Annotated in this window: 9 protein-coding genes; 2 read left to right on the top strand and 7 right to left on the bottom strand. The window is 61.9% G+C overall.

Annotated elements, in window-relative coordinates; all coding sequences use genetic code 11:
* Positions 1–118 precede the first annotated feature (118 nt).
* Both HYPMC_RS00215 and HYPMC_RS00220 read left to right on the top strand, forming a co-directional pair.
* Positions 119–853 (top strand): hypothetical protein, encoded by a 735-nt coding sequence (locus HYPMC_RS00215; protein ID WP_013945705.1) that lies wholly within the window; start codon positions 119–121, stop codon positions 851–853.
* Positions 854–1,085: 232 nt separating this feature from the next.
* Complete coding sequence (locus tag HYPMC_RS00220; RefSeq protein ID WP_013945707.1) at positions 1,086–2,066, top strand: LysR substrate-binding domain-containing protein; 981 nt, start codon at positions 1,086–1,088, stop codon at positions 2,064–2,066.
* Here the strand turns inward: HYPMC_RS00220 and HYPMC_RS00225 are convergent.
* The 7 genes from HYPMC_RS00225 to HYPMC_RS00255 all read right to left on the bottom strand — a co-directional run bounded on the left by HYPMC_RS00225 (position 2,063) and on the right by HYPMC_RS00255 (position 18,347).
* The gene (locus tag HYPMC_RS00225; RefSeq protein WP_013945708.1) at positions 2,063–3,013 is read right to left on the bottom strand and encodes a hypothetical protein; all 951 of its coding nucleotides are present in this window, start codon (positions 3,011–3,013) and stop codon (positions 2,063–2,065) included. The genes HYPMC_RS00220 and HYPMC_RS00225 overlap by 4 nt on opposite strands.
* Positions 3,014–3,087: 74 nt before the next feature.
* Positions 3,088–4,191 carry a poly(3-hydroxybutyrate) depolymerase gene (locus HYPMC_RS00230; protein WP_024275119.1) on the bottom strand — a complete coding sequence of 368 codons (1,104 nt, stop codon included), beginning with the start codon at positions 4,189–4,191 and terminating at the stop codon, positions 3,088–3,090.
* A 271-nt stretch (positions 4,192–4,462) separates the two neighbouring features.
* The gene (pbpC, locus tag HYPMC_RS00235; RefSeq protein ID WP_244420947.1) at positions 4,463–6,535 is read right to left on the bottom strand and encodes a penicillin-binding protein 1C; all 2,073 of its coding nucleotides are present in this window, start codon (positions 6,533–6,535) and stop codon (positions 4,463–4,465) included.
* Between the two features lie 306 nt (positions 6,536–6,841).
* The gene (locus HYPMC_RS00240; RefSeq protein WP_244420948.1) at positions 6,842–12,208 is read right to left on the bottom strand and encodes an alpha-2-macroglobulin; all 5,367 of its coding nucleotides are present in this window, start codon (positions 12,206–12,208) and stop codon (positions 6,842–6,844) included.
* A 330-nt stretch (positions 12,209–12,538) separates the two neighbouring features.
* Positions 12,539–13,114 (bottom strand): hypothetical protein, encoded by a 576-nt coding sequence (locus HYPMC_RS00245; RefSeq protein WP_013945712.1) that lies wholly within the window; start codon positions 13,112–13,114, stop codon positions 12,539–12,541.
* A gap of 159 nt (positions 13,115–13,273) precedes the next feature.
* Positions 13,274–15,664, bottom strand: a complete 2,391-nt coding sequence (locus HYPMC_RS00250) for a hypothetical protein (RefSeq protein ID WP_013945713.1) — start codon at positions 15,662–15,664, stop codon at positions 13,274–13,276.
* A gap of 226 nt (positions 15,665–15,890) precedes the next feature.
* Positions 15,891–18,347: a transglycosylase domain-containing protein gene (locus HYPMC_RS00255; RefSeq protein WP_013945714.1), complete on the bottom strand. Its 2,457-nt coding sequence runs from the start codon at positions 18,345–18,347 to the stop codon at positions 15,891–15,893.
* Positions 18,348–19,004 lie beyond the last annotated feature (657 nt).

Genomic DNA, 19,004 nt, shown 5'->3' on the forward strand with positions numbered 1-19,004 from the left:
AATAATGCTTAGGTTAGAGTTTGGTTAGCGAGTTCTTAACGCGGTCTATGTCAAAAGGCATATGACTGTTTTTTGTCCGTCGGTCACGAAGCGCCCAGCTAGCTTTTTTGAGCCGATAATGAATCCGATTTCCTCTGCCAGCGCCTTCACCGCGCTCTCCATTCTCCAGATGCGCGAAGAGGCCAGTACGCAGTCCTCGTTGACACCTCTGCCTCCTCCATCGCTGATCGCCAAGGCCGCGTTGAAGAGCCTGTCGCACAAAGAGGCCTCTGCGGATGTCTTCAAATTTCTCGGTTCAGCTCATTTCACGACAAACTCGGCCGAAATTTTTGACGGCTTGGTGCAAGCGTTCTTGGACCCGGGGCTGCAAGATGAGTTCAGTGAAAAGATCCACAAAGAAATCGCCAACGGGCGCGCACAAGGTATCTTTGATATGGATCCCGACAACGCTCGGAACAATGCGTTGTTTGACGTGATTATTGCGCACCGCAAAGATTTTCCGCCTGAGGAGTTTTCTATAACCTTTACGACAGAGAGCGGGGCATGGGGATCGACAACCATTCCGTCGCTCAAAGACATGCCTGCTTATTTCGCCGAACAGCAAGTTGCGTACCCGACAATCGGGGCGCGGAATGCTACGCCCGACAAAGACAGTGCGAAATTGGATGCGCTTCAGCAAGCGGTGAACAATCTTGTTCTGAATGGTGCGCAAACGTTCGACAAAGGATCCGTCGACGCGCAAGCTGCCTATGCGATCCTGACGCAGAAGCTCTTTTCGGACGACGAAGACCATAAGCGGCGCGTCAGTCGTTCGCCCATGGCCGACGGGCAGGGCAACTATCTCCAAGCCTGAACATTGACGAAAAGCTCCCCACGCCGACTTCCATTCTGTCAGGATCGCGGTTCGTCATCGAAGGGGCGGCGGTCGGGATAAAGCAGGGCTTCGATCCGTTCGATCAGGTGTTCGATCACGCGCATCATTGTATCCTCCGTTCTTGAATTCACTAAGAGAACGGTGCGCTTCCTCCGCGCGCACGACAAACGGCGTTACTTTACAGAACGTGTAAGTTTTTGTTACATCAGCCATGGCCCGACGATTGCCGCCGCTCAATGCACTGAAAGCGTTCGAGGCCGCCGCGCGGCTGTCGAGCTTTTCGCGTGCGGCCGATGAACTCAATGTTACGCATGCTGCCATAAGCCGGCATGTGCGCGCGCTCGAGGCCGAGTTCCGCACGCCACTGTTCGAACGCACGGGACGCGGCGTGGAGCTGACGGAAGTCGGCCGGTCGCTGGCGCTCGAACTTACAAAAGGGTTCGATCTTCTTGCTTCGGCGGTTAGTCAGTTCGCGCGGCCGTCGCGGCGGCGCAAGCGTTTGATGGTCACATCAGATCCGGCTTTCGCCGCGCTCTGGTTGGTGCCGCGGCTCGGCGCCTTTACGGCGCAGAACCCGAATATCGACATCGTTCTTGATGCAACGCCCCGTCTCGTCAATTTCTCCAAAGAGGACGTCGACCTCGGTATCCGCTGGGGCGGCGGTGCCTGGGAAGGACTGGAAAGCAAGTCACTCGCGCTCTCGGAACTGACGCTGGTCTGCAGTCCTCAATTCTTGCGCGACAATCCATTGTTTGTTGCCTCCGATCTGGACGGCAGTCTTCTCATTCAGGAGACGGCGAAGGAATGCTGGGACGCGTGGCTTTCGGCGGCAGGCGTCGCGGACGAGGTAACGCCGTCCGGGCCGACACTTAATGGCGACCTCGTCATTGCTGCAGCCGAAGCCGGACAGGGTTTGGCGCTCGCCGATCAAATCCAGGCGGGTGATGCGCTCATCGCCGGCCGGCTTGTTCGGCCGCTCGATATCAGGGCGACGCGGTTCGGCTATTATCTCGTGCGCCGATCCGGTGCGAAGATTTCGGATGCGGCGATGGCATTCGAAACTTGGCTCGCCGCCGAACTCAAGACGTTCCAGGCGGCTCTCAAATCAATGCAGACAGTAACTTCAATCAAAAGCCGTAAGACCGGGAAAGCCAAAGCTGCTCCCCGGTCCCGCAGCGTCCGCGTGTCTTAGGGCGTTGCCGGTTTCGGCACGAAGCGCGTGAGGAAACCACCGATCACCTGATGGCTCGTCAGTTTGGCGCCCGCCCAGCCGTCTTTCGTCGGCTCGCCCGACCACCAGCGCGAGAACTGGCGCCACATGTCGATCGGGAACCAGGTGCCGTCGCGGCCCGTTAGCGGTCCCCAATAATCGGCGCTCGTGAATTTGTATTCGATGAAGACGGAGCCGGTCTTGAGCCGCAGCTCGATGCCGAACAGCGCCTGGGCGACGGGGCCGGTGTACTGGTATTCGTAGGTCCGTGATGGCGCATTCTTCGGATAGATTTCCGAATGCGGGAACGACAGACCTGCGCCCGCACCGAAGTAGGGCGAGAAGATACCGAGCGACGGCAGACGCATCAGGCCGTTGAGCGTCAGCATGTTGTGGCCGTGCGTCCATTCGAGTTTCTTGAAGTAATCGCCAACGCGCCCTTTTGGCGGCACCGGCTTGCCGTCAAAGGTGCCTTCCATATCGAACTGCTGGTCGTCGAACGGCGCGTGGACTTTCGAGTGCGTGAAGTCGAGCATCGTGCCGAAACGGCCGCTGAACCAGCGCTGGATGCGCACGCCGTAGTAAAGCGGGTTTTCGAACGGCAGTGTGAACCAGTCGATCTTCTTGATCGTCAGGTCGGAGTTGCCGGGTCTCACGTAATGAAAATCGCTCGGATAGTGATAGGGCGCGCCGAGGTAGGCGCCGAAGTCGCTTTCGCGGCCGGGATGCTGGGCGGTCGAGACCGGCGGGTTGGTCGCGGCGGCACGCGTGTCGGAATCGTTCGGGAGCGCTGCTGCCATCACGAGCAGTCCCATCGCTGCGGCGGCTGCCGTCAGCTCGATGGCTCGGACGATTGTGGACGTCGAAGGCCGGCGAACCGCTCCGGGTGCTGGCCACAAGGGTGCCAAAAGGCGTTCGCGTGCGAGCATTGAAAATCCCCCCGTTGCCCGTGCCCCTGATGCGCCGGTCTTATCGGTTGCCCGACGTTTGTTGCTGGTAGGCTTTATGCGCCTCCGCCGGGCGCTTGCAAGGCATCGAGCATACGATTCACTGCGGCAATCTGCGGCGCGTCACGAGTTAAATACTGCGGCCCGGTATAACCCCACCAATCCCAACAGCCTTGGGGGTTGGCGGCCGAATCCGCCACCTGTGGAAAAAGCACGATGAAGCGGTTGGTGTCGGCCCATCGCGCGAAGCCCGATTCCTTGATGAACGTGTCGCCGACCGCCTCGCGATTCTGGGCGCAGCCGTGAAAGGCGATGTGGACGCGGCAGCCGGGCGTCTCGGTGCAGGACTTCGGCACGTAGACGACGCCGGTTTCCGCAAGCTCGGCGCTGTTGTCGTCACTTACGAATGGACGCTGATCGAAATCAAAGAAGTTGCCGGAGAGCGTCGTCGCGCGGGGCTGGAGATCGCCGTAGATGAATTTCAACAGCGCGCCAGCCTGATCATAACCGCAGTTGACGACGTAGGGTTCGCCGGAAACGCTACAGGCGCTGCCTTCATCGTCGGTGACGAACGCGTGACCCGCAGGCAGGTCGGAGACAAGGTCGATGTTGGCTTTCGGCACGCCGAGCTTTTCGTAGAATTCCGCCGCGTGCTTGACGATCGCGGGGGCGACGGTGCGATCGGATGTGCCGGTGAAGAGATAGATGCGGTCGCGGACGACGTCTGCGATCGGATCGATCTCGCCTTTGGCGGCGCGTTCTTCGGCTTTCTTCGCGAGGTCTTCGGGATCGGAGACGCCCCAGATGCCGAGCAGGTTCAGCATGCAGCCGTTGACGGCCTTGCTGAGATTCAAGATTGCGGTGCCGGTGCCTGGCATGGTGTTGGCAAAGATGCTCTCGGAACAGCCGTAAGGGCCGCCCGCGATGATGGCGGCGCCGACGACGCGCTTGGCGTGCGCCATCTGGAATTGACCCGCCATATAGGCGCCCGATGAGATGCCCGAGACGGATGTTTCATCAACCTTGGCGCCAAGTGCGGGCAGCGGCCGCGCCGAGGACGCATCGTGCTGGGCGTCGTTGCAGCCGCCGTTTGCAATCGCGACTGCGATCAGGGTGAAGGCGAGCGCGAAGCTGCGGAAAAAGGAATGGCAACACATCATAGGGCGTTTGAAATCCGGAATGCGCGAGGCGTCAAAAATGGAATACGCAGCGCACTCTGCACCATCGGCGTTGCGGTTCCAAATGGGACTTTTGGTTTCCTGTACGCCACCGAATTTGTGTTTGAAGTCTGACTTGGCTCGGTGCTCACTCAGGGGAGCGGATTTAGTTTGCTTAATATTGTCACCCTCGGCTCCAGGCGGAGGATCCATTTTGCAGTTCGTGCCGATGCTTGATGGATCCTCGGGACATGCCCGAGAATGACATCATGGCTTACCGCACGCGGATCGAAGAGCGGTCGGTGCGGCCGTTTGCGTCGATGACGGTCAGCTTGGCGAAGCCTTCGGTGGGTTGCCATGTGGCTTCGCGCGTGTGGGTGTCGGACGGAATGGGCTTGCCGTCGATGAGCCACGTCAGTGGCAGCGCGCCGCCGTCGGCTTTCAAGATCAGCGGATCGCCGTCGAGATCGGATTCGGCGATTTCCGATTGATCGGGCGGGAAAGAGATCAGCACCGGCGGTTCAAGAAACTTTCCGGCGACCGGATCGTCGCCGGGATCGCGCCAGCGTTTCAGCGGGGCGGGAAGCTCGGCGTTCGTCGCGCGGATGGCGTTCGCAGGCGCTCCGCGCAACGGCGTGCGACCTCCGGGAACGCGCTCGAACGCGTCGAACAACATCGGCGCGGCGGCGCTGCGGCCGACGAGGCCGGGAATGCTCGAATTGTCCGGCCGCCCGACCCAGGCCGCGATCACGTACTTGCCGTCGTAGCCGATCGCCCAGGCGTCACGATAACCGTGGGATGTGCCGGTCTTGTAGGCGAAGCGTCCGCCCTTGGCGTTGAGCGGGGGCGGCGCGTCCTTCAGAATATCGGTGACGTACCAGGCGGCGAGCGGCGACATCAGGCGGTGCGCATTGACGAGCGGCTTCAGATGCGACGTCGCCCAGACCTTGCCGCGCTCGCTCCAGCGGTGGGTCAGCATGATGCTGTCACCGCCGCGCGCGAGGGCCGCGTAGAGTTGCGTCATGTCTTCGAGCGTCAGGCCGGTGCCGCCGAGCGCCATCGCCAGCGTCGGCTCGGATTTATCCGGGAAACGGGCTTCGACGCCGGCACGCCGGAAGCGGCCGACGAGCTTGCCCGGTCCAACGCGCGCGAGAACGCGGACGGCCGGGACGTTGAACGATTGCTCAAGCGCTTCGCGGATCGAAACCGTGCCGTGATAGCCCTCGTCGAAATTCTTCGGTGCGTAGGTGCCGAAGCGGACGGGCCGGTCTTCGATGAGCGTTTCGGGATGCGCGAGGCCTGCCTCGAAGGCGAGGCCGTAGATAAAGGGCTTCAGCGTCGAGCCGGGGGAGCGTACGGCGGTTGCCATATCGACGGCGCCGTGGCGATCCTTATCGAAATAATCGGCAGAGCCGACTTCGGCGAGGATTTCGCCGGTCTGGTGGTTGGCGACGATGATGGCGGTCGAGACGTTGTCGCCGATCAATCGGGCATGATCCTGCGCGAGTTGTTCAAGGCTTGCCTGCAGATTGCGGTCGAGCGTCAGTTTGATGACGCTTTCGGTCGGATGCGCGGCGACTTCGCTTTCCGACAGATGCGGCGCAAGCAGAGGGAACGCGTAACGCACTGACGGAATGCGTTCGGCCTTGGCGCGCTCGGCTTCTGCGGCAGTGATGACGTGGGCGGCAACGGCGCGATTCAGCACGCGACTGCGTGCGCGCAGCGCGGCTTTCGGGTTGCGGTCGAGACGGCGGACCTCGGGCGATTGCGGCAACGCGACGAGCAGGGCGCATTCGCCCAACGATAAATGTTTCGGCTCCTTGCCGAAGTAAGCGAGCGAGGCTGCGCGAACGCCTTCAAGGTTGCCGCCGAAGGGCGCGAGGCGAAGATAGAGTTTTAGGATTTCGCGTTTCGACAGCGCCCGTTCGAGTTCGACGGCGCGGGCCATCTGACGAAGCTTGCCGCTGGCGGTGCGTTCGTGGCGGCCGTCGAGCAGGCGCGCGACCTGCATCGTCAGCGTCGAGCCGCCCGAGACAATGCGGCCATGACGCAGCATCTGCAGCGCCGCTCGGACGACGGCTTTGCTGTCAATGCCGTGGTGGGAATAGAAGCGTTTGTCTTCGAAAGCGAAGAGCATTTTCAGGTAGTGCGGATCGACGTCTTTCGGGTCGAGTGGCAGTCGCCACATGCCGTCAGTCGTCGTGAAGGCACGCAGCAGGCGGTCGTCGCGGTCGACGACGGTGGTCGAGACGGCGCGCGCATTTTCAAGCGGCAGCGGTCCGGCATCGGCAAAGGCTTTGAGATAGAGGGTGGTCGCACTGCCCGCCAAAACCGCGATTGCCAGCACTGCACATAGTGCGACACGTCGAATAGTAAAAAGCTTTCGCGGGTGAACGCCCCCACCCCTAACCGCTGCCTGCGAGGGGGAGGGGGATTCAAGGAAGAGATGCTGCTCATTTCTCCCTTCCCCTTGACTGGGAGGGGGTGGGGTGAGCTTGGAGACACGCGTAAAGCGCCGGAGGAGGGTGGCTGACGCTGGGGGCACCGACGGCTCGTCACCCCCTCTCCGGCTTTTCCCCAAAAGGGGGAAAACTTGCGCCGCTGCTGCGTGCAATCGTTTCGCGTTTTGAAGAAGCCCCAGCCGCACGTCGCGTTACTCCTTCAGCGAGACGGTGAGCGAGCCGGCTGCGGAGCGGGCATAACGCTCGGGCCGGTACATGTCTTCGACGGTTGCCGCCGGATAGACGAATGTGCCGGGCGTCACGGCGCGGACGATGTAGGCAAGCATCGCCGTTGTGGGTGCAGGCTTTGCTTGTGACGTGCCATCGGGCTGCGTGATCGTGTTGCCACCGGCGTCACCGTTCTCTGTATCCGACGATGACGCCACGCTTCCGAAGTTGAAGGCTGCAACAAAGCGATCGTCGCGGAACTCAGTGTGCTCCGGCGCTGCCGTCGATTTCAGCCACGAGAGGTTCGCGATCGCGCCGCTTTCGACGAGATGCGGGTTTTCGATCTCGAAGCCTGCGGGCAAGCGGTCGACGACCATGACGCGGCCGGCCGGATCATCCGACGTGACCTTCACGACCATGACGAACCGGTCGTTCTGCTTCACGTTCGCCTTGCCGCCGGTCAGGCTTGCGAGATCGATCTTCTTGCCATCGACCGTGTAGGCCTCGCGTTCGATCTTGAAGCCTTTCGAAACCGGCGGCTCGGGCGTGAGTGCTGCACCGAGAACCGAGATCACAGCATCGACGGCGGTGTCGCCGTTGTTGGTGATCGTCAGCGCGCCGTTCTTCAACTCGGCGGGCGTCAGACCTTTCAGCAGCGGGCCGTTCACCGGCTTGCCATCGACGGCGAGCGTCGTTGCTTTCACCTCATCGTTCAAAGCCTTCGCGGCAAGCAGCATCCAGGCTTGTTCCTGCGTGGATGTGTACGTGCGCGTCTCGTAGGCCTTGGCGATGACGGTCGCGAGCTTCGGCTGCTCTTCCCGCGCGATGCCGGTTTCGGCGGCGAGCGTGACGAGAGCTGCGCCGTCACGCAGAGTCGAGCCGTAGTCGCTGCGATAGCCGCTATCGGGCGTATCGGGCATTGCGGCGAGGGCTGCGGAGAACGCGCGCTCGGCGCGTTCCTTGTCGCCCATCATCGCGAGTGCGGCACCGATTTGCGCTTTAGCCAGCGGCGTCGAGAAGCGGTCAATGCGTTCATCGGCGTAGTAGCGAAGATCGCCGATGGGCGCGCGGCCGTTGCGGGCGAGAACATAGAGCGCATAGGCCCGGTCTTCGCCGCCTTTTTCGAAGTCGGATGCATAGGCGATGAAGTTCTGCAGCCGGTCGAGGGCGCGATTGAAGTTCTCGCGCGGCACGTCGTAGTTCGCTTCCTTCGCACGCGTCAGGAAGTCTGTGACGTAAGCCGTCAGCCACAGGTCGGTGCTGTATGGACCCCAGACGCCGAACGCGCCGGTTGAGTCCTGCATTTCGAAGACGCGGCCGATGGCTTTCTGCACGCGCTCCTTCAGCTCTTTGTCCTGTGCAATGCCGATCTGAGCCGCGACCGCATTGGCGACGACGAGCGGCATCGCACGCGACACTGTCTGCTCGGCGCAGCCGTAGGGGTAGCGGTCGAGTTGCGCGAGAAGCGTCGGCACGTCGAGACGCGCGGCCGGTCCGACCGACATGTTGATCCGCGTGCGCGACGGGATCAGATCGTAAGCGATGTCGGACGAGACGACGAGCTTGCCGCCGGGCTTCAGCGACGAAATCGTCGTGCGCTTGATGTCGCCTGCGGGCGGGAAGACATTGAACGTCATCTCCCGCTTGACGGCGATATCGTTCGGGCCGGTGACGACAGCCTTCAGCGTAATCTCACCAAGCTCAGTCGGCTTGAAGACAACGCGCTGCATGATGCGTTCGCCTTGCTTCAGGTCTGCCGTCTTGTCGGCAACGGGAGAGAGCATTTCGTTGCGGTCGTCGCCGGTTTTCTGGGACAGCGTGAGTTTGTACGGCGCGGCCGGCCCATCGACGTTGTGGATCGAGAAGCCGAGATCGACCTCGTCGCCAAGCGTCATGAAGCGCGGTACGGCGGCGGTCAGCGCGACCGCGTCGCGGACGATCAAATCGCCCGAGCCATGGCCGACCTTATCCTTGCTCCAGGCAACCGCCATGAAGCGGACGGTGCCGTTGAAGTCCGGCAGATCGAACGACACGCTCGCAGTGCCGTCGTCCTTCACCTGTACGATGCCGGAATAGAGCGACACGACTGTTTCGACCGTCGGATTTCCTTGCAGCGCGGCGGTGCCATCGCCGCCTGAGCGGAGCTTGCCACGGTCAGCGCGCATACCATCGATCAGCTTGCCGTAGAAGTCGCGGATTTCGAATGACAGCTTCTGCTGCTGACCGAACCACTTCTCCGGGGCGGGCGTTTCGAAGCGCGTGAGATTTAGAATGCCGAGATCGACAGCCGCAACGACGACGCGGGCGTCTTCGCCGGGTGCCAGGCCTTCGATCTTCAGCGGCACGTCGACGTGCGCGCCGGACTTCACCTTGTCAGGGAGCGTCACGGCAACTTTCAGCTGCTTGCTCGACTGGTCGATCGGTAGCCAGCGGATGCCGATGGCGCGGCTCGGCATGCGCTTTGCCGCTTCGTCCATCGGTCGGTAGAGAATCGCGGTGGCGTAGGCGCCCGGTCCCCAGTTGCTATCGACGGGAATGTCGACTTCGCCGCCGCCCTTGGCGATATCGACCTCTTTCATCAGGTCGAGGCCGGTGCCGAGCACGGCGACGAGCGCCTTGCCGCCGAGCTTCGTGGCGATGCGCAGCTTCGCGGTGTCGCCGGCTTTGTAGCTGTCTTTATCCAGCGCGACGTCGAGCTGCTCGGGTGAATCAACTGAGTCGCCGGACGTGTACCAGCCGGCGTTGAAGATGAGGCTCGATGCCGGGCCGTCCGCATCGTTTGACGCAACGTCAAGACGGTAACGGCCCCACTGGATCGGCTGCGAGATCTTTGCAGCACCGTCCGCGGTTACAGCGAGCGGTCCGCTGCCGATCTTGCGCTTCACGGTGACGGCGTCATAGGTCCACGTGCCGTCGCGGCGATACCACTGCCACGTCGTATCGAGGCGCGTCAGCGTCCAGGTGAGATTGCTCGATGCTTCGGCTTTGCCGTCGGAGCCGAGCAGCACGACGTTGAATTCGGCGGGCTGATCCTCGGGCGCTGTCAAGTTGTCGAACAGCGGCTTGATGCCGACGCGTTCGAGTTTCAGATCGACGGGCAGCGTGATGTTGCGCTCGATGGTGCGGCCGCCGTCTTCGCGCAGCTTCACGGAGATCGAAGCTTCCAGCGGCTTCGGCGTTTTCGGCATCTGCGGCAGGGTGATCGGGATCGACGCCTTGCCGTTCTGATCCATTGCGAGGTTCGACGGCAGCGCCTGACGTACCGGCGTTACGAACTCGTCAGCTTGGCCGAAGATATAGCCGGTATAACCGGGAACGTCCCTGGTCGATGCCTTGACGACGACTTCGCCTTCGAGGCCGAGACCAGCGGCGGGCGGGCCGTAGAGATAGCGGCCATCGGCGTCAATCGTCTGGTTTTCGTCCGGCGCGAGTGCCTTGATTTTCGATGAGAGCGTCATGTCGAGGCGTTCGGGGACGAAATCTTCGACGAGGAATGACCGCTCCGCGATCGGCTCTGATTTCGGATCGGTGTAGAGCTTCGCACGCCAGGTGCCGGTCATTGCTGTCTTGGCGAGATGCACGACGTGCGCGCGGCCGCCGAGACCCTGATCGTTCATCAGGAAGCGCGTCTGCTCGACGCCATCGGGGCGGAAGACCATCAGCGTCGCCGGGACGGATGACGATTTGCCGAACTGGTCGCGCACGAGCGCCGTGACGTTCACGTCCTCGCCGCCGCGATAGACGCCGCGCTCGGTATAGACGTAGGCATCGACAGGACCGGACGGATCGCGGCCCTGCACGCCGCGGTCGGAGAGATCGAAGGCGTTGAGTGTCAGATCGAGGAACGCGTATTCGCCTTCGCCTTTCTGCGCGACGAGGATTGCGGGCGCCGAGCCGCCTTCGCCTTTGGTGATCGCGGCGTCGAACTTGGCGTAGCCATGCTCGTCGGTCGTGGCGGTGGCGAGCACTTCGTTGTTTTTGGCAATCAGCTTCACAGACGTGCCGCCGACAGCGATGGCATCGCTCAGCGAGCGGACGAACGCGTGCACGCCGTCATTGCCGCTAAATGCGGTGAGGCCCAGGTCGGAGACAATGAACCACTGCGTCGCGCGCTCGTAACTTTCCTGCTTCTGCTTTTCGGAGGGCTTGGCGACCATGACGTAGACGCCGGGTTCGAGCTTGCCGGTGGCGTCGGTGACGGGCACGGCCGTCGTCACGTCCTCGTTGAGCTTGGAGGTAATATCCATCTGGCCTTCGTAGACCTTGATGCCCGAACGATCGCGAATGTTATCGACGTCATAGCTCGAAAGCTGACGCGCCATGTCGCCGTTTTGCAGTGTCGTCGCGAGGTTGCGGTCGCCGATGCGATAAACTTCAACGTCGATCTTGCTGGTGTTCGTCGTTGTGACCGGAATGCCCTGCTGGCCGCGCGAGGGTAGCACATAGGCTTTGCCGCCGAAGCGGACGTACGGCGTGCGGTCGGGAATGTAGACGGCGATATCGGAGGTTTTCAGCAGTTTCTCGCCGATGTCGGACGGCAATCCGGCACGGATCTGAACCTGATAGCGTTCGCCGTACTTCAGGCCTTCGAGGCAAAGCTGCTTGCCGTCCTGCACGAGGTTTTGCGGGTCTTTGCCGCCGACGGAAATGAATTTCGCAACGTCGGTCTGCGTGCGCGACAGGTCTTCGGAGAACTGCAGGCAGAGGCGCGGCGGCGTCGCGTCGTTGTCGGTCTTGTAGTCGGTCATGCGGAAGCCGTACTGGCCGCGCAGCTTGTCATACATTTCGCGGGTGGTCTGGTCGTCGGCGAGCGCGAGGCTGAGGCTCAGCGCGTCGATCGCGGGACGCCAATAGGAGCGGGCCTCGAGCGTGCGCCCGAGGACGTAAAGCGCGTGGGCTTTCTCGTTCTTATCGGTTGCGCGCTGGTAGCCGGTGTAAGCCGCGCCCGAGGCATAGATCGCAAGATCGTAGCGTTCGCTCGTATTGTTGGGATCAGGCGGAATGGCGAGCAGGGCTTCGGCGAGGCGCGTCCAGGCAGTAGAGTCCTGAGCGTTTGCCGAGACGACATTGGCGAGCGCGCGAGAGGCGGCTCGCGGATCACTCGCAAAGTCTTTTTCGGCCTGAGCTTTCAGCGCGGCGGGCGTTTTGCCGTCCGGTTTCCAGTTGGCCTTGAGATAGGCCTCATAGCGTTTGGCATCGGCGGCGATGCCCTGATGCAGGAACGGTTTGGGATCGGCGCTGGCGGTTGCGAAGGTCGCCAGCATGAGCGTGAAAACCGCCGCAAGGCGCGCGAGGAAAATCATGGGGGTGGCATCCTGTGTGAAAGCCTCGACGTCCGAGTGCGCGAGCACGCGGTCTCGCGCGCTCAACGAAGCTCTGGTGGAGTATCGCCAGTTGGCGTTTCAAGCAAAAGACCAACAAGGTCCAAAGGCCGAAGCGCGGCGATAATTAGGAATTTCCGGTGCTTGCGCGTTCTTGCGGCCTTTTTCTAACGTTGGCTCAGGCAAGCAATTTACCACCGCGCCGAGAGGCGGGGATAAGTTTCATTTTGGGGAATTTTTGAAAGGTGTTCGCCTTCTCCCTTCGGGGGCGAAGTCGAAGGCGTAAAAACGCAAATGCCACCTTCGGCATGAAGCCGAAGATGGCATTGAAGATCTACCGTGTCGCCGACGGCCGCTTAGTTAATGACGCGGGCGCAGTGGGAGCACGTTGGCGTCGTCCGACTGGGCGGCGATGATTTCCGGCGAGAGCGCTTCGGTGCGCGGCAGTTTCCGCGGACGGGCACGCTTCCAGAGCTTCTCGAACGAGGCGAGCGCGAAGACGGCGTTCGTTACGTCGTTGCCGTGGTAAAGCTCGAAGGCATCGCGCTTGGTTGGATCGCGGCGGAGGCAATCGCCGATCCAGACGCGCGTCGATCCGACGGTCAGCTGTTCGTGGGCCGGTGCGAAGCTCGCCTCGCCAAGGACGCGATATTCCACATCTGTGACGTCGAGGATTGACGGCGACGACGGTTCTTCGACGGTGGTATCGCCGACGACAAGGAGAATGCGTGCGCCTGCGATCAGGCCATCGGACCACGCGGCATGAAGCGCACGCGCAGCCGGGCTATCCGGGTTACGGACAAAGAGCGTCAGGCAAATTTCACGTGCCGGATCTTCACCGCGGGCGGTGAAGGCCTCGCCGATGAAGTCCTTGAGCCGAGCTTCCTTATCCGTTCGAGACATCATCATTGGCCGCGAAGGTGAAGCGATGCGCATTTATTCTTTCCCATTTCGAGCCGGTCATGTTCGGTGATCGAACTGCCCCCCGCAGGGCATCCGGTGACCCCATTAAGCCAAGAAGAATGTTAAACAAGCGTTGCGGCTCGGTTCCTTTTAAGGCGAACATCGTTATCCCGTTTTCTATCCAACGCTTTTTCATTCGGCGGCGGGTGGGGCGATGCGGCGAATAAAGGCGCGGTCGTCGTCCGAGAGCTGATCTTCCGCATGAAATGCGACGATCCGGCCGTGATTCTGAGGGGTGGGGCCGACAGGCTGCTCGTCGTCCGCATCGGCCGATATGACGTGCCTTTGCGCATCGAAGGCACGCATCGCGGCTTTTAACGAATCCGGCATAACGGCTTCGCTAACGGGAACGGAAAATGTTGCGGTTTCGCGCTGGAGGGTGACGCTGGCGCGCGGTTCGACGGACCGAGGAATTGTCACGACGGTCGCGGGGCGGGGTTCGGGCAGCGGCGGTGGCTCGCTTGGCGTGGCGCGGCTGGTGTTGCTGTTGGCGGCTTTGACGGTGACATCGGCTTCCGGCTCGGGCTTGGCGACGGGGCGTCTGACGCGCGGCGCTTGCGGCGGCGAGAATTCCGGTTCCGGGCGGTAGATACCGGCATAGGGGCCGAAGCGCGCTGCGTGCTCCGGGTCGATGGCGCCGTTGGGTCTGGCGCCGCGAATGTCGGCGTCGAATTTTGGACGTGGCGCTGGTTCGTCCGGTTCGAACGCGTCCGTTTCAATTTGCTGGGCGGCGTTCGGCGTGTGCTTTGTTTCCGGCGATGGCGTTGACGGCACGGGCGATGACGGCGCGGCATCATGCTCGTCGAAGTCGTTGCGGCGCAACTCGTTGCGTTCGGCGCGGCGGGCGGCACCCATGACGGCGCCGAGGATGATGTCCGACCAGGCGCCGTTCGTGAACTTATAGACGCGGAACGAGTCCGAGTTCGCAAATTTCGAGCCCTGGCGCGCAAGCCGCTTCTGGACGCTGCCGGTCGTCGGCAGCAGCGTGCGCTTAAAAATCTTTTCGCGTTCGAAGCTCGCAAACAAGTTGGCCAGAAGCTGGGCTTCGACGCGCAGGTTCTCGCGTTCGGCCGGATTGAGACGCGGCGGCGCATCGAGCGGCACGGCAACGTAGTAATCGCCATTCATGTCGAAGACGACATGGCGGAACAGCTCGAAGTTTTCGCGGATCTGCTTGTCGCGGTGAATGTCGTTGAAGCGCGACAGGATTTCGATCACCGGTCCGCGCTCGGCGGCTTGCATCTTCGGCACGAGACCGTCGAGACGGCCGCCGGGGCGCTTGCCCATCGAGACGAGGAAGAGGCAGAGATCGACGAACAGCGCGACTGCAAGCGGAACATAGTCGCGCTTCGACAGGCCGGCCGCCCGATCGTCGGCGTTGCGCATTTCGGCAGGGTTCTCGACCGATTGGATCGCCTTCTTCTGCAGTTCGCGCAGTTGGTCGGCGGACGGCGGCATCTTGAACGACAACAGGCCGTAGAAGGTCGTCGTCAGCCGGCGGAAAGCTTCGATGGTTGCTTCCGAGCCTTCGACGGTCGCGATCTCGGGCTTCTGCAACTCCGGCAACTGGTCGATGGCTTTGACAACGCCGTGCAGCGCCATCTGCAATTGCGGATCGGGGCAGGTGACGGTGCCGTTCCGGCCGTCGCTGAAGGTCGTGCGCTCGGCGCGGTCGGCGAGATCGGAACGGATCTGGCGAAGCTGCGGATCGGTGCGGAAGGCGTTGAAGCCTGTTGCCGTCAGGTCAAGCTTGCGTCCAAGCGCGCGCATGAATTCATTTCGCGTTCCGGTCTTGGGATCGAACGTGGACGAGTCCGCTGAGACGATCTTCGTCAAGTCGCCGTTCAGGGCTTCCATGTCGGTCTTCACCGCGCCGATCCTGCCCTTCACGAAGTCCGATGCGAAGGAGAAACGCTGAGCATCGTCTTCGCGCATCTTCCGGCGCGGTCCGTCGCCCGGCTTCGAATTTGGACATGAGGTGCCTTTCGTCTGTTCGAGCTGTGCTTTTTCGGTCGAGACCTGGGTGAGCTGGGTCAGCGTCGCCTGCAATTGTTCGAGCCGCGTCTCGGCGCCGTGCAGCGCGTTCTGGACTTCGGAGACGGCGCTTTCGGCCGAGCGCGTTGCCTCACCGCGGCTTTCGAGAACCTTCCAGTAAAACCCAAAACCGAACCCGATCGAGATCAGCGACAGGAAGATGTAGCCGCCGGCATAGGATAGTTTCGTGACGAAAGGATGCGGGCGAAAGAGCTGGTCGAGCAGCCAGACGATCATCGTCATCAGCATCGCGACCGAGAAGCCGACGATGACGCGATGGACGATTGGCAGATCGCCCATGTTGGCTTCGATCAGTTCGAGCATGCCGACGTAGGTTGCGACCCAGGACAGCGCGCCGAGTCCGACGATGAGGATGGCGCGCTTCCAGTCGCGGGGAGGCTTTTGCGGCGTGTCAGCCTCGGCGCGTGCGTCTGCATAGAGGCGCAGTGAGCCTGCCTCGCCTCCGCGTTCCGCGCCTTTCCGGTTCATGACTGCCAACCCTACCCAAGAGAGGCGTCGAGACTCCGCGGCCAGTCGGCGTTTTTGATGGTTAAACTGCGGCTGAGCAATGTCGGACTGTCGACGAATGTTTAGCGGCGCGATGAATGAAAGTCCGTCATCCCCGACCTTGATTCGCTTTGCTCACTCGGTCGAGGATGACGAAAGTCTTCCCCTCTCCGCATTGAATTGCAGGAATGGGGAGAGGGAGACGAGGTCAGCGGGCGGCGTCGGCGAATTCTTTTGCGGACATGCGCGTTGCAGCGACGGGCACCGTGCGGCGCCGAGGAAGGAAGTCGCGGCGCGGATGCGATTTGGCGTCGTCTTCGAGATCGCGCAGCAAGACGTCGAGCAGGGGTGCTGCGATCTGGGCGGCGTGCAAATGGCGGGCCCAGGGGCGCGATGCGTTTCCGGTCCCGACGAGGACGACATATGAATAAGCGGCGCCGTTCGTGAATTGCAGGCCGCCTGACGCCCAGGTGTCGACCGTCGCGTCGGGATCGAGTGTGACGGAGGTTCCGGTTTTCGCGAAGTGCACACGCAGATCGCCACGGCGTCGTGCGCACCATTGGCTGAGACTTCGGAGCGTGCCGTAAGATTGCCCGCCGGTCTGATAGCAAAGCGGGGCTTCGAGAAGTGCGCGGATCAAGCCGGTCGCCCTCGGGCGGATCAACGCTTTCGGGATGATCGCAGGACTCGCCGCGGCCGCTATTCCGGCGCCGCCTTGGCCTTTCTGCGTGTAGTCGTATGCAGCAATCAGCGTCGGCGGATGGATCGGCTGCGTGCTGCGGCCGATGAGAGACGCAAGAATGAGGCTCGACATGAAGTGGACGCGGCGCGGGGCGGCTGCAACCTGTCCGAGGACGACGGCCGTCGATGGTGGCGTGCCGCCGAGCGCGGCGGCGGGTGGCATCGTGAAACCAAAGCCGTCGATCAGCCGTTTGATCGGCGTTTGCCCGAGTTGCGCGCCGCGAGTGATCAGCGGCGCATTAAGCGAGCATGCAAACGCGACGATCGCTTTGCGGCTGCCGGTGCTGCCGCCCTTGGCGCATGTGTCGAGCTCTTGGGCGGGCGCCTGAGAGTCGGTGTAGAGACTGCCGGGTCCATCGCGGCCCTGGTTGGCGAGCGCGACGGCCAGGATCATCTTGCCGGTCGAAGCGACCTGCCGGCTTTCGAGTGATGGATCGTAAAAGCCGGTATCGGAGCGGCGGGCTGGGAGCGAGCCGAAGTAGGCCGCGGTCTCGCCGGATTCGTAATAGCGCACGATATTGCCGTTGCCGTCAGCCGCGACGACGACGACGTCCGGAAGCGTCTTGTCCGCAGTGACCTTTTGGGGATCGAGCGTGAAGGCCGGGTCGATGCGGGAGGCCCATTTCGTGTCCAGGGCGCTCAGTTCCGCATCGATCTTGTCGCGGAAAGCGAGGTTGTCGCCGATGTCGAAAGTCGTCGTTACGCCGCGGATGTGGTCGCGCCAGGCGAAGCCGTAACGCTGCTTCATTTCTTCGCGGATGCCGAAGCGTGCGGCGGGCAGCAGCAGGTTGGCGCGGATCATCGGGTTGGCTTCGGCGCGTTTCATTTCATGCGGCGCGAAGCGTTCGAGGGCAGCTTCGAGTTTTGGTTTGACTTTCGGATCGGGTGGCCCGCCCGCCAGGGCCATCAGCTCGAAGACGACTTTGCGCTGTTCGGCTTCGTCGGTGATGAGCTTTTCGGCGCAGGTGCGGGCGCGCACCTCTGTGATGTAGCGCCAGCGGTCGAGGCGGACGGCATTCAGGCGGTCGCTGCCTTCGAGCAGAATGATCGGCTTGTTGACGGCTGAGGCGAGCACGAACTGCTCGGCGGTCGAGAGGTCTTTTGCTTCCTTGCCGAACACGACCTGGCTCGTGACTTCGACGCCGTGAAGAGGTTGGCCGCCGGTTCGCTGGGCGAGCCAGATGTGGTTCGCGGCCCATTGCTTCAACAGCGTGTCGTCACCACCGCGCGTGAGGTCGCGGTAGATGACGGGTGCGAGCCACCATTCGCCGAACTTGCGTTTGAGCTTGTCGATGCCGCTTTCGTCGGCGCTCGGCGGAGTTTTGTAGATGACGCGCGCGAACTGCATAGGCAGCGTCGAGCCGCCAACGCCGAGAGAAGGGCGACCAGACGCGATCGTTCGCGTGACGGCGGTCACCGGAATTTTCAGGACGCCGAGAAGGTCGATGCCGAACGGATTGAGCGGACCGCCGAGATAACGATCTTCGTGGTATGAGAGGCAGCGCCAGTATTGCTCCGGCACAGTGCGCACAGGGATCGATTTGTGATCGGGGTTTGCGACGTAATCGCCGAGCGCGATGGCGCTGTCGGTGTAGTTCACATCTCGCAGGCTATCGAGGCGGGGATCAAAGGTGCCGACGAAGTTGCCCTTTGGGTCATAGATCGCTGTCGCGAGCCAGCGCTCGGCGTCGTAGCCGAGTTTGTCGTGCATAGATACGTCTCCGAGGTAGCCTCGGATGGGCGCTGCGATATAGACTAGGATCAGCGCGAAGAAGACGTAGACGATCGCGGCTGTGAAGACGTGACGGAGCGGCCCGAGCTTCGGGTTGAACGCCACCGCCATCATCAGCCAACGCGCAATCCAACGCGGTGCCCAGAGGCAGAAGTCCGCGAGGGCGGTCAGATGCCGCAGAAGACGTAACATCGGTGTCGCAAAGCCGCGCTAATGCCGTCGCCGAGGACGGGCGGCGGCTCAGTACGGATTGTTAGTTGACCTTTGCGGCGTCAACTCAACGGACTCTGGGCGGTTTCGGCGCCCGGAGACGGCAAATATATGGCCTGCGCCGGCAGCCGACTGCTGCAAGCGAGTGATATGACTTGTTGATCGGCAAGCCTGACGGCTCGCCGGATCAGAAGTTGTTCATAAGAATGAAAAGGCCGACGCCAACGGCCGGACCGATGAGGGCCGCAACGACCATCATCACGAATGGTTTCGCCACCATAACTCTTTACCCCGCACTCGAACTTTTAAGTTCTCTCCACTGTTACGCACGGCCCTAAGCGATGATCCAACCGGTTTGCCCCCTCGGTTGCCGCATCTCATTCCACTGAAAGGAGCCGCCCCCGATCAGCGCTGCCGGGCATAAACCCCTACTTCCCAGCCTTGTCAGAATACAGCCTTGCAAAAAAACTTGACAGAGCCTGCCTCGATTTTGCAGTCGCCGTAGTAGATCAGAGATCACATGGCGATTGATGCTTAACCCATAGGTCAGCGCATCGTTTTCTAATCGGTGATAATTTTATTTTATGCTGATATATCAGCGTCTTGCCGAGTCATCATGCGGTCATGTTCGCACTCGCG

It is taken from the genome of Hyphomicrobium sp. MC1, from assembly GCF_000253295.1.
Taxonomy (GTDB): domain Bacteria; phylum Pseudomonadota; class Alphaproteobacteria; order Rhizobiales; family Hyphomicrobiaceae; genus Hyphomicrobium_B.